The organism is Streptomyces flaveolus, from assembly GCF_000716535.1.
GTDB classification, from domain to species: domain Bacteria; phylum Actinomycetota; class Actinomycetes; order Streptomycetales; family Streptomycetaceae; genus Streptomyces; species Streptomyces flaveolus_A.
Genome location: NZ_JNWV01000023.1, coordinates 207,531 through 224,530, shown reverse-complemented (window position 1 = coordinate 224,530; position 17,000 = coordinate 207,531). Strand labels below are relative to the sequence as shown.

Sequence of the window (17,000 nt, the reverse complement as noted above, 5' to 3'; positions counted from 1 at the left end):
GGAGGAACAGCCCTGGCCCCGGACCGACCGTCCGCGCCGGGCCGGTGTGTCCTCCTTCGGCATCAGCGGCACCAACGCCCACGCCATCATCGAGGAGGCCCCGGCCGAGGAGCCCGCGCCGGACACGGACGCGACACCGGCCCCGCTGCTGCCCCTCGTGATCTCCGGCGCCACCCCCGAGGCACTGGCCGCGCAGGCCGCACGGCTGCGCGCGGTCGCCGACCGGCCCCTTTCCGACCTCGCCCGCTCCCTGGCCACGGGCCGCGCCGCCCTCACCCACCGGGCCGCCGTCGTCGCCCGGGACCGGGACGAACTCCTCGCCGGACTCGCCGCGCTGACCGACGGCACGGCCTCCGACACCGTGGTCCGCGGCCGTACCGCCGACGGCAAGGTCGCCTTCCTCTTCACCGGCCAGGGCGCCCAGCGCCCCGGCATGGGCCGCGCCCTGTACGCCGCCCACCCGGCCTTCCGGCAGGCCCTCGACGAGGCCTGCCAGGCGCTCGACGCCCACCTCGACCGCCCGCTGCGGGACGTGATGTGGGCCGAGCCCGGCACCGAGGACGCGGGCCTGCTCGACCACACCCTCTACACGCAGTGCGCCCTGTTCGCCGTCGAGACCGCTCTGTACCGGCTGCTGGAGTCCTCCGGCGTACGGCCCGACTGGCTCGCCGGGCACTCCATCGGCGAACTGACGGCCGCGCACGTCGCCGGCGTCTGGGACCTGGCGGACGCCGCCCGGCTGGTCGCCGCGCGCGGTCGGCTGATGCAGGCGCTGCCCGCCGGCGGCGCGATGCTGGCCGTCGACGCCACCGAGGAGGAGGTGCTCGCGCACCTCGGCCCCGAGGTGTCCGTCGCCGCCGTCAACGGGCCCCGCGCCGTCGTCGTCTCGGGCACCGAGACCGCCGTCACCGCCGTCGCGGAGGCCTTCTCCGGCCGGCGCACCAAGCGGCTGCGGGTCAGCCACGCCTTCCACTCCCCGCTGATGGACCCGATGCTGGCGGAGTTCGAGAAGACGGCCCGCGAGCTGCGGTACGCGCCGCCCGCGATCCCCGTCGTCTCCAACGTGACCGGCGTACGCGCGGGCGAGGACGAGCTGTGCGCGCCCGAGTACTGGGTCCGGCACGTCCGCGAGGCGGTCCGCTTCGGCGACGGCGTCCGGGCGCTGGAGGCCGACGGCGTGCGCACCTTCCTCGAACTCGGCCCCGACGCCGTCCTGACGGCCATGGGCGCGCAGGCCGTCGCCGACGCCGAACGGTCGGCGTTCGTCCCCGCGCTGCGCCGTGACCGCGACGAGGAGCAGACCTTCGCGACGCTGCTCGGCGCCGCCCACGTGCGGGGCGTGACCGTGGACTGGCAGCGGGTCTTCGCCGGTACCGGCGCCCGCCGCACCGATCTGCCGACCTACCCCTTCCAGCGGCGGCGGCTGTGGCTGGACGACGAGCCCGGCGCGGTCACCGACGCCGGGGGACTGGGCCAGGCACCGGCCGGGCACCCGATGCTCGGCGCCGCCCTGGATCTGGCCGGCGACGACCGGGTGGCCCTGACCGGCCGGCTGTCCCTCGCCACCCACCCGTGGCTCGCGGACCACGCCGTGGCCGGTGTCGTCCTCGTCCCGGGCAGCGCCTTCGTCGAACTGGCCGTCCAGGCCGGCGACCGCACACACTGCCCGCGCGTGGAGGAACTCACCCTGGAACGCCCGCTGGTCCTGCCCGAGCGGGGCGCCGTCCACCTCCAGGTGGCCACCGCGGCCCCCGACGACGACGGGCGCCGGCGGCTGACCGTGCACGCCCGGCCCGAGGGCGCGGACGGGGAGTGGACCCGGCACGCCACCGGCGTCCTCGCCCCGCACACCGCCCCGGAACCGGCCCCGGTCACCGACTGGCCGCCCGCCGGAGCCGTACCCGTGGACGTCACCGGCACCTACGACCACCTCGCCGAACAGGGCTACCACTACGGCCCCTCCTTCCGCTGCCTGCGCGGCGCGTGGCGGCTCGGCGAGGAGGTCTGGGCCGAACTCGCCCTGCCCGACGCCGGCGCGGCCGACGGCTTCGGACTGCACCCGGCGCTGCTCGACTCCACGCTGCACGCCATCGACCTGTTCGACGGCCAGGACCCGACCGTGATGACCCTGCCCTTCTCCTGGGAGGGCGTCACCCTGCACGCCACCGGCGCCACGGCCGTCCGACTGCGCCTAACCCCGCACGGCACCGACCACATGACCCTGCGCCTGTACGACGGTACGGGCGCCCCCGTCGCCGAGGTGACCGCGCTGCGCGTCCGTCAGGTCACCACCGAACAGCTCAACGCGGCCACCCCCGCCCCCGGTGACCTCTTCCGAATCCGCTGGACCGGACTACCGCTCACCCTCACCGGCCCGGCACCCGCGCCACGCACCCTCACCGTGACCGCGGACGGAACCTTCGGCACCGACCCGGCGCACGGTTCCACGCCCGCGCCGCGCCCGGTCACCTCGACGGCGGACGGCGAGCCCGGCGCCGACCCGGCGGACGGTTCCGCGTCCCCCACCGCGACCACGGACGGCGGACCCGGCGGCGAGCTGCCCACGCTGGCCCGCCGGACCGCCGCGCAGGCCCTCGCCGCACTGCGGCGGGACCTCGCCGACGTGCCGGACGGCGCGCCGCTGGTGGTGGTGACCCGGTCCGCCGTCGCCGTCCACGCCGACGCCGTGCCCGATCCGGCGCAGGCCGTGCTCTGGGGCATGGTGCGGGCGGCGGCGGTCGAGCACCCCGGCCGGTTCGTGCTCGTCGACACCGACGACGATCCGGCCTCGGCCGCCGTCCTCCCGGCCGCCGTCGCCACCGGCGCACCCGAACTCGCCCTGCGGGCGGGCACGGTGTACGTGCCGGAGCTGGCCGAGGCCACGGACGCGGAACCCGGCCCGGCGACCGCGCTGGATCCGGACGGCACCGTGCTCGTCACCGGCGGTACCGGCAGCCTCGGCCGGCTGCTGGCCCGGCACCTGGTCACCCGGCACGGCGTACGCCACCTGCTGCTGACCGGCCGGGGCGGCCGGCTGCCCGACCCCGGCACCCTGGAGGACCTGGCCGCCCTCGGCGCGACGGTGACCGTCGCCGCCTGCGACGCCACCGACCGGGCCGCCCTCGACGCCCTGCTGGCGTCCGTGCCGGCCGAGCACCCGCTGACCGCTGTGGTGCACGCCGCCGGCGTCCTGGACGACGGCCTGCTCACCGACCTCACCCCCGAGCGGCTGGAGGCGGTGATGCGCCCGAAGACGGACGCCGCCTGGCACCTGCACGAGCTGACCCGCGACCTCGGCCTCGCCGCGTTCGTCCTCTTCTCCTCCGCCGCCGGCACCCTCGGCGCGGCGGGGCAGTCCAACTACGCCGCAGGGAACGCCTTCCTGGACGCCCTCGCCGCGCGGCGCCGCGCCGAGGGGCTGCCGGCCCTCTCGCTGGGCTGGGGACTGTGGGACACCGGGGAGGGCATGGCGGCCGGTCTCGGTGAGACGGAGCTGCGCCGGCTGGCCCGCGACGGCATCCTGCCGCTGCCCGCCGACCGCGCGCTGGACCTGTTCGACCGGGCTCTCACCGAGGCGGGCGCCCCGGCCACCGACCGCGCCCTGCTGCTCCCGGTCCGGGTCCATGTCACCGCCGACGCCCCCGCCCTGGTTCGAGGCCTCGCCCCGGCGGCCGCACGCCGCACCGCCCGGGCGGCGGTCACCGAGGCACCGGCGGCCGTCGAGCCGCTGCCGCGGCGGCTGGACCGGCTGGGCACCGCCGACGCCTTGCGACTGCTCGTGGAGACGGTGTGCGGGCACGTCGCCGACGTCCTCGGGCACGGCTCCGGCAGCGCGGTCGACCCGCAGCGCTCCCTGGGCGACCTGGGCGTGGACTCGCTCGCCGCCCTGGACCTGCGCAACCGGCTCAGCGCCGACACCGGCCTGCGGCTGTCCACCACCCTCACCTTCGACTACCCGACCTCCGAGGCCCTCGCCCGGCACCTCTTCGAGGAACTGGGCGGGGACACCTCCGGCGACCTGGTCGACCTCGAGGCCGAAGTGGTGCGCCTGGAGACGCTGTTGGGCGCGGCGCTGGACTCGGCCGCGCTGGACGAGGAGCAGCGGGCCCGGGTGGCCGCCCGGCTGCGCACCCTGAGCGCGCGCTGGGACGGCACCGGCGAGTGGCGGGAGAACGGCACCGGCCCCACCGGGGAGACGGGACTGGAGACGGCCACGGCCGACGAGCTGTTCGGCATCCTGGACGACGAACTGGGCAGCTTCAGCTGAGGCACAGGGCATGAGCTGAAGGCACGTGCCCGACAGGACGCGGCCCCACCGGAGATCTCTTCGGTGGGGCCGCGTTCGGTTGCGGTGATCCGTGGACGAGAGGCGCCCGGACGGCTCAGCCGGCGGACGAGTGGGTGCTGGCCCAGCGGTCCGACAGCTTCGGTATGCGGTGGTCCAGCATCTTCGACGGCAGCTCCGAACGGTTGGCCACGTTCAGCTTGCGGTAGACCCGGGTGAGGTGCTGCTCCACCGTGCTGATCGTGACGTGCAGGCGGGCGCTTATCTCGCGGTTGGTGTACCCGAGCGCGGCCAGTCCGGCGACCCGGCACTCCGCGTCGCTCAGGATGGCCGGGCCGGCGTCGGACTCGGCGCCGTCGGTCCGTACCGGGTCCTCCAGCAGGTGCGCGTCGACCGGTGACTCGATGCGGCAGGCCTCGGCCTCCCGTGCCGCCTGCCGTGCCACCAGCCGGGCCCGGGCGTACTCGCCGAGTTCGTAGTGCGCCGCGGACAGGTCGGCGTACGCCTGGGCCAGCGCGTACCGGTCGCCGCACGCCTTGAGCAGGTCGATCGACTCGCGCAGCAGGGAGGCCCGGCGGTGCGGCTTGCAGGTCGCGGCCAGCAGGCGAAGCGCCATCGCCCGGGCCCTGGAACTGTGTCCTCCGGGCAGCCGCAGCTGTTCCTCGGCCCACTCCCGGGCGGTGCGGGCCTTCCCGATCCGCAGGTTGGCCAGGGCCAGGTCGGACCGCCAGGGAATGCCCTTCTGCAGGCTGGGGTTGCCTTCCCGGAGCAGCCGTCCGCAGGTCTCGAAGTCGCCCAGCGCCGCGAAGGGCCGGTCGGTGGCGAGGAAGTGGTGACCGCGGGCGCGCAGGTACTGGATGCCGAACACGGTGCGGAACATCGGTTCGGGCACGTCCTGTTTGAGCAGTTCCTCGGCCTCGTCGTAGGAGCCCATGGCGGTGTGCGCGGAGACCGCCGTCGACAGCGGGAGGCCGATGAGAACCCCCCAGCTCTCGGCGCGCAGGGTGCCGAGCGCGGCGAGCGCGCCCTGCGACGCGGTGGTCACGTCCCCCTGGAGCAGGGCGATCTCCGCCCGGATGCTGCCGAGCAGGGCCTGCCAGGTCGTCGCCCGGCGTTCGACGGCGCGCTCGAGCAGCGCGTCGCAGGCCTCGGCGGCGATCGCGGGCCGGTCCGCGTGGGCGACCGCGAGCAGCGACATGGCGACCAACTCCAGATTGAGATGGTCCAGTTGGTGGCCCTGGAGGGCCTGGGCGACGGCCGCCGCGGAGTCGTCGGTGGCCTCACCGCCGATCAGCGCGGCCACCCGGGCGGCCAGTCCGCCGGCACCGGTGTGCGGCTGCCGGCGGCGCGGGTCGAGACCGGCCACGGGGGAGCCCTTGCCGGGGAGCGCCACGCCGTAGAACCACTGCCGGACGAACTCCACCTCGGCGACGATCTGGGCGTCGGCGGGCGACTGTGCGTGGACGAGGGTGGCGACGGCCTGGGCGGCCAGTTCGGTGTCGCCCTGCCAGAGCAGGTACCGCAGGACGGTGGCGGTGTCCCGCATGCTCAGTTCGCCGGCGAGCGCGGCCTCGCGCAACGGCTCCAAGTGGGGGGCGGCGGCCGCCGGGTTGGTGCGCCACTCCGCGCGGGCGAGTGCCACCGACAGCGCGTGGCGTTCCCGCTCGTCGGTGCAGTCGCGCAGGACCAGACCGAGGTAGTCGGTGCAGCGCTCCACGTCGTCCGCCGCCAGCGCCTGTTCCGCGGCGGTGCGCAGGATGCCCGCGCCCCAGCCCGCCGGGACGAGGTCCGCGAGTCGGAGGTTGCGCGCCACGTCGACGACGGGCGCGCCGGAACGGTACAGCAGGTGGGCGATCCGGCCGTGCAGCCGGGTGCGGGCGACGACGTCCATGTCCTCCAGCACCGCGGCGGCGGCGGTCGGGTGCCGGAAGACGTGACCGTCCAGCAGGCCCGAGGAGTTGAGGGCGTCGACGGCTTCCTGGGTGCCGGCCGGTGTGGTGCCGGTCAGCTCTCCCACGGGGACGGTCGCCGCGAGGGAGCCGAGCGCGGCCAGTGCCCGGGCCACCCCGACGTGGCCGGGCTCGCCGCGGTGCAGCAGGGACAGCACCGCCTGGCGGTAGGCGGCGCCGGCGACGGGCGGGCCGATCTCGGGGGCGAAGTGGGTGCTGTCGTCCAGCAGGGCGTGGACGAGGAGCGGGCTGCCCGCGGTGGCCCGGTGGTAGGCGTCGCGGATGTGTCCGGGCAGGGCCCGGCCGGCCTGTGCGGCGAGCAGTTCGCCGACGCTCGCCTCCGACAGGGGCGCCAGGCGTACGCGTCGGTGCGGTTGGCGCAGCAGCTCCGTGTGCGCGGGCGAGCGGGTCTCGCCTAAGTGCCCTGACGTGGCGCACACCACGAGCATGCGCCGGAAGCGGCTGCGGTGCAGCAGGTGGACGATCGTCTGCAGTGAGGCCCGGTCCATGGCGTGGGCGTCGTCCACGGCGATGACCAGAGGCCGGTCGCCACCGGCGAGACGCAGGAGCGTTTCGACCGTGGTCTCGTGGTCGGGGGCCGCGCCGACGGGCCAGTGCCCGGGGGCGGCGGGACGTCGGACGTGCGCCGAGGCGTGCTCCGCCGACGGGGCATGGTGTGATATCGCGCACTCCGCCTCGGCGTTGCGCAGCAATTGCCCGGCCAGGCTCATCGGCTGATCTCGTTCGGCCGAACCGGCAGTACCGGTCAGTATGCGCGCGCCGGTGCTGTTCAGCGTGGTGAGGAATTCATGCAGCAGCTGGGTCTTGCCGGATCCGGGGCCACCCGTGATGATCACGAGACGGCCGTTCCCCCGCGCGCTGTCAGTGAACGCCTCACCCAAGGCCTGCAGTTCTCGCGTACGGCCGAAAAGGTGCATCGAGGTTCCCCCTAGATTCATTTTTTCGAGCGAGGTGGCGCCCCGTTTCCCCATGGCGAGGCGACGTCGTACGACGTTGAGTGGAGAGTTTGTAATGCGACGGCACTGTCACAAAGGCGGCGCGCCGGGTCGGCCCAGACTCGGACAGAATGGCCTCTGACCGGCGGCGAGGAGTATCGCATCGATGTACCCGAATGATTTCGGCCAATTTTATGGCTGAGTTTGGCTCGGATGTTCGCGTCTTTGCTTGTAAGTACCGAATAAAGATTAGGTGCCCATAGCAGGCAGAAACGCTATCTGTCCAGGTCCAACGTTGTCAACCATCGCCCCGGATGGCCTCTCGCCCTACTGTGTGGATGGCCCAGCGAGGCGTCCTTTTACAGTCTGTTAATTTACCGGCCGGTTAAAGAAAGGGGCCGGACACGGTCAATCGTGACATCGGTCACGCGAAAGCGCTTCCGTTGCCCGTTCGGGCAACCCAATGCCGCCGGGGAAGCCGCTGAGCGGCCTTTCGGAATCCGCCGGGGCCACCAGCCCGGGACCTCGTCGCACAAGCCCGCGCCCAGGGAGTGTGCCGGTGCGGGAGCCGGTGTACGACCGGCGAGCACGGTTGCCCACCGCTCCTCCCCCCGCTGGTCATACACGGTTTCCCGCCCACGGAAGCGATGGGCGACGGGAAACCCGTCGACCCCGACCGGCCGGGGCGGGAACGTGATGCCGTCAACACCAGGCACGACCTGCGACGACGCAGGAGAATCGCAAGGGGGAACCATGCGCAAGATGATTCGCGGAGCCGCCGCGTTCGCGACCGCCGCGGCGGCGGTGCTGGCGGTGAGCGGCGCGGCCCACGCCGAGCCGGCCGCCGACCCCTGGGCCGGCTGCCCGGACGGGGCGGTGTGCGTCTACCCGCAGAACCAGGACCCGGCGCAGTCGCCGAGCCTGGCCCTCTACAGCTACGGACCGCACAACCTCCGCAACCAGGTCGGCTGGCACTGGGTCCTCAACAACCAGTACGGCGGCGCGACCGCGAGCCTGTGCACGGGCTACAACGGCACCGGCTGCGGCGACCGCATCCCCGCGGGGACCGGCGTCTACGCCGACCTCACGCCGATCAACTCCATCGTCCTCTACCGGCCGTGACCCGGAGCCGGCCGTCCGGCGACGACCGGCGCGCGAGGCCACGGACCCCGGCCCGCCGTCGCTCCACCCACGGCTGACCGGGCAACACACGGGGGAAGCTTCCGGAACCGCGCCCGCGGTTCCGGAAGCTCGTTTTCGGCCAGTCCGCACACATGGCTGGGCCACCTGTCACACCCCGGCAGTAGCCTGGGCTCCCGCCGTCTCACGGCCTGGGCACGCTTGCCATGGGGGACGCCTTGGGGGAGCCGCACGAGGGAGCCGACACCGGCAACCGGAACGAGAACGACGGGGAGCGGACGGTGCCGACCACACCGTCCTTCCCCGCACAACTACGCCGACTGAGGCAGCAGCGCGGTCTGTCGCTCGCCGACCTGGCCAGACAGACCCACTACAGCAAGGGGTACTTGAGCAAGATCGAGACCGGCGCGAAGCGCGCCACCGTCGACGTCGCCCGCCGCTGCGACCAGATCCTGCGCGCCGACGGCGAGTTGCTGCGCCTGGTGGCATCACCGCGCACGGCGGAACCCGGCGCCGCCGATGCGATCGGCCGCGTCCCCGCCGTCACCGGCCGCGCACCCGATGACACCGGCCCCGCCTGCCCCTACCCGGGCCTGTCGCCGTTCACCACGCAGGACGCCGGCCGCTTCTTCGGCCGGGAGCGGGCCACGGCGGCGCTCGTGGAGCGGGTCTTCGGCAGGGTCGGCGAGGGGCCGCTGCTGCTCGTCGCCCCCTCGGGCGCCGGCAAGTCGTCCCTGCTCAACGCCGGTCTCGTGCCCGCTCTCCGGCGGCCCGGCGGCTTCCCGATGGCGGGTGCCGACCGCTGGCCGGTCGTCACCTGCACACCGACCGCCCACCCGTTGGACGAGCTGCTGGAACGCACCGCCAAGGTCCTCGGCGGCGACCTGGACCTCACCGCCGAACGGCTGGGCGAGCGGCCCGAGACCCTGCTCACCGCCGTCCGGACCCGCGCGGACACGGCCCCGGCCGGACGCCGGCCACCCCCACCGCCCCGGCTCGTGCTGCTCGTCGACCAGTTGGAGGAACTGTTCACCCTCTGCGCCGACCAGACACAGCGCCGTACCTTCGCCCGCGTGCTGTGCGCGCTCGCCGCGCCCGCGCCGTCCCCCGGCCACGATCCCGCGGTGGTCGTCCTCGGCCTGCGCGCCGACTTCTCCGGCCGATGTCTCGACCTGCCGGAACTCGCCCCCGTCTTCACCGAAGGCCTCCACGTCCTGCCTCCGATGACCACGGCGGAGCTGACCGAGTCCATCACCCGCCCCGCCGAACTCGCCGGTGTCACCCTGGAACCCGGCCTGGTCCCGCTGCTGCTGCGGGACGCCGGACTGACCGGCGCACCCGGCGCGCAAGCCGTCCCCTCCGGCGCGCTCCCCCTCATCTCCCACGCCCTGCTGGCCACTTGGCGGCACCGCGAGACGGACACGCTGACCGTCGCCGGGTACGAGAGCACGGGCGGCATCCAGGGAGCCGTGGCCCGCACCGCCGAGGACGCCTTCGCCCAGCTCTACCCCGCCGAGCAGCGGACCATCCGGCGCATCCTGTCCCGGCTGGTGCAGGTCTCCGACGGCACCGGCGCCACCCGCCGCCGGGTCGGCCGTGCCGCCCTCATGACGCAACTGGCCGGCGCCGAGGGCGCCGACACCGCGCTCGACGTCTTCGTCCGCGCCCGGCTCGTCACCGTCGACAGCGACACCGTCGAGATCACGCACGAGGCCCTGCTGCACAGCTGGCCCCGGCTGCGGGAGTGGATCAGCGCCGACCGGGCCGGCCTGCTCGCCCGCCAGCAACTCGCCCTCGCCGCCGCCGCGTGGGAACGCGAGGGCCGCGACCCGTCGGCGCTCTACCGCGGCACACGACTGGACACCGTACGGTCCTGGGCCGAGGAGCCGGACGGCCTCGGCCCGCCGGACCCCGTCGAAGAGGCGTTCCTGCGCGCCGGCGAGGCGGAGGAGGAAGCCCGGCGGCGTCAGGCACGACGTCAGACCCGGCTGCGGCAGACGATGGTGGCCGCCCTCGTCGTCCTGCTCGGCTGCGCCCTGGCCGCCGGCGGCGTCGCCCACCGGCAACGCGCCGACGCGCTCGCCCAGGAACGCCTCGCCCGCTCCCAGGCCCTCGCCGTCCGGTCCACCCTGCTCGCCGGCGGCCGCCCCGAGGCCTCCATGCTGCTCGCCGCCGAGGCCTACCGCACCGAACCCACCGCCATGACCCGCGGCGCCCTGCTGAGCACCCAGGCCGAACCGTTCGCGGCACGGCTCGGCGGCCACCGCGGACCGGTCAACACGGTCGCCTTCGCGCCCGGCGGACGATCGCTGGCCACCGGCAGCTCGGACGGCACGGTCCGGCTGCGGCGCCTGACCGACCGCCGCACGACCGCGACGCTCGCCGTCCCCGGCCGGATCCGCGCCCTCGCCTTCGGCCCGGACGGCCGTACCCTCGCCGTCACGTCGACCGGCGGACCGGTACGGCTGTGGTCACCGGGCCGCCCCGGCCGCACCAGCCTCCTCCCGGGCACCGGCGCGGCCCGCGCGGTCGCCTTCGACCCGCGCGGCCACACCCTGGCCGTGGCCGCCGCCGACGGAGCCGTCCAGCTCTGGGACACCGCCGGGAGCCCGCGCCGGACGGCCCGCCTCACCGGACACTCCGGCCAGGTCGACGCGCTCGCGTTCGCCCCGGACGGCAGGACGCTCGCCTCGGCCGGCACCGACCGGACCGTACGGCTGTGGGACCCCGGCCGGGGCGAGCGACTGGCCGTCCTGCGCGGTCACACCGACGGCGTGCTCGGCCTGGCGTTCGCCCCCGACGGCCACGGCCTGGCCAGTGGGGGAGTGGACCGCACGGTCAGGCTGTGGGACGTCGGCCGCCGCCGGCTCACCGCGACGCTCACCGGACACAGCGACGACGTCAACGCCGTCGCCTACACCCCCGACGGCACCACCGTGATCAGCGCGAGCGGGGACGGCACCACCAGGCTCTGGGACGTCCGTGCCGGCCGGCTCGTCACCACCCTCACCGGACACACCGACTACGTGATGTCCGTGGCCGTCGACAGCACCGGCACCCTGCTCGCCACCGGCGGGTTCGACCAGTCCGTGGTCCTGTGGGACCTGCGCCGCCGCATCCTGGCCGCCCGCCCGTTCACGGAGGTCTCCGCCGTCGCCTACCGCCCGGACGGGCGGCTGCTGGCCACCGCGGACGCCGACCACACCGTACGGCTGTGGGACCCGGCCCGGCGCCGCGGCACCCCCGTGACGCTGACGGCACCCCACGGCAGCGTCACCACCGTGGCGTTCGCCCCGGACGGCACCGCCCTCGCCTCGGCCGGCTCCGACGGCACGGTGACGCTGTGGGACCTGGCCGCCCGCCGCCCGCGCACCCTGCCCGGCGGCCACCAGGGAGCCGTGTTCGCGGTGGCGTTCGCGCCCGACGGCCGCACCCTCGCCTCCGCGGGCGCCGACCGCACCCTGCGCCTCCAGGACGTCACCGGTCACCACCGGCCCGCCGTCCTCACCGGCCACACCGACTACGTCAACGACGTCGCCTTCAGCCCCGACGGGCGCGTCCTGGCCAGCGCCGGCGACGACCTGACGGTCCGTCTGTGGGACGCGGGCACCCACCGTCCGCTGGCCGACCTCACCGGCCACACCGGCGCCGTCCGCAGCGTCGCCTTCAGCCCCGACGGCCGCACCCTCGCCAGCTCCGGCAACGACGGCACCGTACGGCTCTGGGACGTGGCACGGCACCGGCTCCTCGACTCCCTGACGGGCCACACCGGTTCGGTGCGCGGCCTGGCGTTCTCACCGGACGGCCGGCTGCTCGCCAGCAGCGGCACCGACCGCACGGTGCGGCTGTGGGACGTGCCCGGACGACGGCTGTGGGCCACGCTCACCGGGCACACCGACGCCGTGTGGGGCGTGACCTTCGCACCCGACGGGCGGACGGTGGCGAGCAGCGGAACCGACGGCACGGTACGCCTGTGGAACCTCGACACCGGAGCCCGGCTCGCCCAGATCTGCCGCCTGGACCGGGCGACGGACCCGGCGACCCGCCGCGCCCTGCTCCCCGGCGAGCCCGAGCCCGTCGCCTCCGCCTGCCCGGAACACTGAACAACCCCCCAGCTCAACAGGGGTTTCCCGAGCGTTTCCCGTTGCCCGTCGCAGGAGGCCCGCGCGGCATCCTTCCCGGGCCCACCGCGCCCGGGAAGGCTGTGCACCGCACCACCTCTCACGACCAGACCAGGAAACGGGGGTCCCGGTATGCTGCGGCGAACCGGCGTCATCGGCACACTCATCGCCCTGCTGACAACTCTCCTCCTCACCGCCTCGGCGAACGCCGCCGACCGGCAATCACGGCCGGCCGGGGCGGCGGACGGCACCTGCGGCGTCCTCGCCCCGGGCGCCTCGGCCGCGGCCGAACGGGCCGTCGACACCGCCTGCGCACAGGTCGCGGCCGGTGTCTGGTACACCTGGGGCGGCGGCCACGGCACCCGGCCCGGCCCCACCTACGGCCAGAAGGACCCGACCGACCCGGCCAGCGAACACGACCCCGAACGCCTCGGCTTCGACTGCTCCGGACTCGTCCGCTACGCCTACGCCCAGGCCACCGGCGCCGACATCCTCAACGGCGACGCCAGCGCCCAGTACTACACCCACCGCACCGCCGCCCGCTTCACCGCCGCCGACGGCCTCGCCCCGCTGCGCCCCGGTGACCTGCTCGCCTACGGCACCTCCGCGCACCTGCACCACATCACCATCTACCTCGGCGCCGGGAAGATGGTGGAGGCCCGGCAGTCCGGCACCAAGCTGATGGTCAGTGACGTCCGGCTCGGGGGCGACTACTTCGGCGCCGTCCGCGTCAACACCGGTACCGTCGAAGGCCCGGTCTTCCGCACCTGGGGCACCGGCGTCTGGACCAAGGCCCAGCCCTCCCTCCGGGCCGCCCGCGTCTACGCCTTCCCCGGCCCGACGACCGTCCGCGTCGCCTGCCAGAAGCACGCGGAAGTCGTCACCGCCGAGGGCTACACCAACGACGCCTGGTCCTACCTCCCCGACTACCGCGCCTGGGTGACCAACATCTACATCCAGGGCCCGGCCTGGCTGGACGGCGTACCGACCTGCGCCGACTGACGTCAGGGGCTCGTGAGGACGACCAGTTGCCGGGTGGCCCGGGTCATCGCGACATAGTGGTCGACCGCTCCTTCGACGCCCTCGCCGAACCTGTCCGGGTCGACGAGGACGACCAGGTCGAATTCGAGTCCCTTCGACAGCTCCGGCGTCAGGGAGCGGACGCGGGCGGTCGGCCGGAACGCGGGATCGCCGATGACACAGGCGGTCCCGTCGGCGTGTGCGGCGAGCCAGGTGTCGAGGATCGAGCGCAGGTCCGTAACGGACCCGTGGACGACGGGGACGCCGTTGCTGCGGATGGACGTCGGCACGTTGGCGTCCGGCAGCACCGCCCGGATGACCGGCTCGGCCTCCGTCATGATCTCCTCCGGGGTGCGGTAGTTGACCGTCAGGGACGCAAGGCGGATCCGGTCGAACCCCACCCGGGCCAGCCGCTCCTGCCACGACTCGGTGAACCCGTGCCGGGCCTGGGCGCGGTCCCCGACGATGGTGAAGCTCCGGGACGGGCACCGCAGGAGCAGCATCTGCCACTCCGCGTCGGTCAGTTCCTGCGCCTCGTCCACCACGACGTGCGCGAACGGCCCGGCGAGCAGGTCGGGGTCGGCGGTGGGCAGGGCATTGTCGTCGACCAGGGAGTTGCGCATGTCCTGCCCGTGCAGCATGACCAGCACACCTTCGCCGTCGTCGTAGGTGTGGGCTTGCAGCAGGTTGTCGACGACCCTGTCCATGCGCTCGCGTTCGGCGGCTACGGCGGCAGCGTGGCGGCGCTTGCGCCGGGCCGTCTCCGGGTCGCCGAGCCGCTGCCGTGCCGCGTCCAGGAGCGGCAGGTCGGACACCGTCCAGGCCTGGGCCTCCGCGCGCTGCAACAGCCGCACCTCCTCGCGGCCGAGCCACGGAGCGCACATCCGCAGGTAGGCCGGTACCGACCACAGGTCTCCGACGAGGTCGGCCGCCTCCAGCAGCGGCCAGGCGCGGCCGAAGGCCGTGCGCAGCTCCCTGTTCCGCAGCAGCGACCTGCGCAGCAGCTCGGGCGGGGCGTCACCGTCGTGCTTGTCCACCAGGATCGTGAGCAGTTCCTCCCACACCTGCTCGCGCGCCTCGTTGTGCGGGGTTCCGGGTTCCGCCGCGTCGAACGCCACGGCCCAGTCGTCGGCGGTCAGCCGGATGCCGGACCAGTGGGTGGTGACCGTCATCCCCTCGGCGGGCGGCTCCTCGTAGAACCTGACGGCCTTCTCGATCGCCTTGACCATGTCCGCGGACGACTTCAGCCGGGCCACCTCGGGATCGGCCTCGGCCACGGCCGCGGCACCCTCGGCGACCAGGTCCCGCAGGATGCAGGTCTGCACGCCCTCCTCGCCGAGGCTGGGCAGGACATCGGCGACGTAGGCCAGGTACGGCCGGTGCGGACCGACGAACAGGACACCGCCCCGGCGGTGCCCCAGCCGCGGGTCGGAGTGCAGCAGGTAGGCGGAGCGGTGCAGGGCGACCACGGTCTTCCCCGTGCCCGGACCGCCGTCCACGACGAGTGCGCCGCGCGAACCCGCCCGGATCACGGCGTCCTGGTCGGCCTGGATGGTGCCGAGCACGTCCCGCATCCGCGGCGACCGGCTGCCGCCCAGACTGGCGATGAACGCGGACTGGTCGTCCAGCGCGGCGTGCCCGACCAGCCCGTCCGGGGTGAACACCTCGTCCCAGTAGTCGGTGATCCGGCCGTCGGTCCAGCGGTACCTGCGGCGGCTCACCAGACCCATCGGGTTGGCGTGGGTGGCGCCGAAGAACGGCTCGGCCGCCGGGGAGCGCCAGTCGACCAGCAGCCGGCGGCCCGCGCTGTCGGTGAGCCCGAGCCGGCCGACGTAGACGGGCTCCTGGCTGTCCGCGCCGACCATGCGTCCGAGGCACAGGTCCAGTCCGTGGCGGCGCAGGGCGCGCAGGCGACTGGTCAGCCGGTGGATCTCGGCGTCCCGGTCCATCGCCTGCCGGCCCTTGCCGCCCGGCGCCCTGCGCTCGGCGTCGACACGGTCGGAGAGGTCGGCGATGGACTCCTCGAGGCACTCCGCGATGGCCGCGAAGTGCCGTTCGTCGTCGGCGATCAGCGTCGGATCGGCCTTCGCGGCGAGACGGTCGGGGAGGTCGAAGGCACGGGTGGGCAGGGGAAGTTTCACGTCAGGGGCTCCTTGTGAGGCCGGTTGCGGCCGTGGCACGCGGCAGGGCGGTGGGACGGGGCGAGGAATGCGGCGGCGCGGCGCTCCGCGTGCCGCGTGGCCGCTCTCCCGGTTCCGGTCGACGGGCTCAGCCGTGCGCGTCGAGCAGCAGCCGCGCGGCCACCGACGCCCCGTCGGTGCGGACGCGGCCGGCCACGCCCGCCGCTCGAGCGCGGGTCTCCGGGGCGAGGGCCGTGCGGAGAGCGGCCGACAGGGACGCGAACGTCGGCGCGGGACCGTCGTGCGCCGCGCCGATGCCCAACTCCGCCACCCGGGCCGCCCAGTACGGCTGGTCCGCGAGCTGGGGCACGACCACCTGGGGAGCGCCGGCCCGCGCCGCGGTCGTCGTCGTACCGGCGCCGCCGTGGTGCACGACGGCGGCCACCCGGCCGAACAGCGCCTGCTGGTTGACCTCGCCGACGACGAAGCAGTCGTCCCGGTCGTCGACCGGGGACAGACCGGCCCAGCCCCGGGCCAGCACCGCGCGCCGCCCCTGCGCGCGGACCGCCTCGACGGCGACCTCGCCGATGTCCGCCGCCGCGTGCAGCGGCATGCTGCCGAAACCCACGTACACCGGTGGCGTGCCGGCCTCCAGGAACTCCACCAGGCCGGCCGGCAGCGGGCGTTCGTCGGGCAGGAGCCACGCGCCGGTCTGGACGACGTCGAGGTCCGGGCTCTTCCGCCAGGGGTCCAGCACCGGGTCCGTCGCCAGCCACGGCCGGTCGCCGATGACGTAGTCGCGCACGTTCTTCACCGGGGGCAGGCCGGCCGACGCCCGGTTCGTGTTGAGGGCCTCACCGAACAGCGCGTCGACGCTCTGGGCGTCCAGGTCCCACAGCACCTCGTTGTCGGTCACCTCCGGCGGGAGCGGGCGGCCCGGGTACGCCAGCGGCCGGCGGTGCGGCGCGGGCAGTGTGAGCTGCTGGAAGGTCACGGACACCGCACGGACACCGAGCTTCTCCGCCACCGACAGCGCGCCGGCCGCGGCGGGCAGCACGCCGGTCGCCACCAGCACGTCGCAGCCCTCCGCCGCCGCGGTGACCGTCTCCCGCTGACCGGCGATCAGCTCGGCCGCGCGCCGGGGCAGGGACGAGGCCGGGGGCGCCGCCTTCGTCAGCGCGCGCGCCGACGGGCCGACCGGGATCAGCGGGACGCCGACGTCGGCCAGCCGCTGCGCGAAGTCCTCGTCCGGCGGCGCGCACACCCGCACCTCCGCGCCGAGCCCCCGCAACCGCGCCGCGAGTCCCGCCAGGGGTTCCACGTCCCCGCGCGACCCATACGTCGACAAAAGAACACGCACTTGGTCAATCACCCATTTCCGCAGCTTCCTGGCCTCGGCCGGCAATTCT

At 74.7% G+C, this 17,000-nt stretch carries 7 protein-coding genes; 4 read left to right on the top strand and 3 right to left on the bottom strand.

Annotated elements, in window-relative coordinates:
* Nucleotides 1–4,267: type I polyketide synthase (locus OO52_RS25605; RefSeq protein ID WP_037629278.1), on the top strand; the 4,267-nt coding region annotated here is incomplete at its 5' end.
* Between the two features lie 115 nt (nucleotides 4,268–4,382).
* Here OO52_RS25605 and OO52_RS25600 read toward each other — a convergent pair.
* On the bottom strand, nucleotides 4,383–7,172 hold the full coding sequence (locus OO52_RS25600; RefSeq protein WP_030646222.1) for an AAA family ATPase: 2,790 nt from the start codon (nucleotides 7,170–7,172) through the stop codon (nucleotides 4,383–4,385).
* 771 nt (nucleotides 7,173–7,943) lie between these two features.
* Between OO52_RS25600 and OO52_RS25595 the strand changes: the two genes are divergently transcribed.
* From OO52_RS25595 to OO52_RS25585, 3 genes are all read left to right on the top strand, one after another.
* Nucleotides 7,944–8,312, top strand: coding sequence for a hypothetical protein (locus OO52_RS25595; protein WP_030646221.1), 369 nt, complete (start codon nucleotides 7,944–7,946; stop codon nucleotides 8,310–8,312).
* A 236-nt stretch (nucleotides 8,313–8,548) separates the two neighbouring features.
* Nucleotides 8,549–12,433, top strand: coding sequence for a helix-turn-helix domain-containing protein (locus OO52_RS25590; protein WP_030646220.1), 3,885 nt, complete (start codon nucleotides 8,549–8,551; stop codon nucleotides 12,431–12,433).
* Nucleotides 12,434–12,583: 150 nt separating this feature from the next.
* Entirely contained in the window at nucleotides 12,584–13,453 is an 870-nt protein-coding gene (locus OO52_RS25585) for an NlpC/P60 family protein (RefSeq protein ID WP_030646218.1), read from the top strand.
* Between the two features lie 2 nt (nucleotides 13,454–13,455).
* Here OO52_RS25585 and helR read toward each other — a convergent pair whose 3' ends face one another.
* Both helR and OO52_RS25575 read right to left on the bottom strand, forming a co-directional pair.
* Nucleotides 13,456–15,612 carry an RNA polymerase recycling motor ATPase HelR gene (gene helR, locus OO52_RS25580; RefSeq protein ID WP_030646216.1) on the bottom strand — a complete coding sequence of 719 codons (2,157 nt, stop codon included), beginning with the start codon at nucleotides 15,610–15,612 and terminating at the stop codon, nucleotides 13,456–13,458.
* 127 nt (nucleotides 15,613–15,739) lie between these two features.
* Nucleotides 15,740–16,912: a glycosyltransferase gene (locus OO52_RS25575; RefSeq protein ID WP_234337813.1), complete on the bottom strand. Its 1,173-nt coding sequence runs from the start codon at nucleotides 16,910–16,912 to the stop codon at nucleotides 15,740–15,742.
* Nucleotides 16,913–17,000 lie beyond the last annotated feature (88 nt).

Coding starts and splice junctions, on each gene's coding strand:
- OO52_RS25600 (WP_030646222.1), bottom strand. CDS start 7,172: ATGCACCTTTTCGGCCGTACGCGAGAACTGCAGGCCTTGGGTGAGGCG.
- OO52_RS25595 (WP_030646221.1), top strand. CDS start 7,944: ATGCGCAAGATGATTCGCGGAGCCGCCGCGTTCGCGACCGCCGCGGCG.
- OO52_RS25585 (WP_030646218.1), top strand. CDS start 12,584: ATGCTGCGGCGAACCGGCGTCATCGGCACACTCATCGCCCTGCTGACA.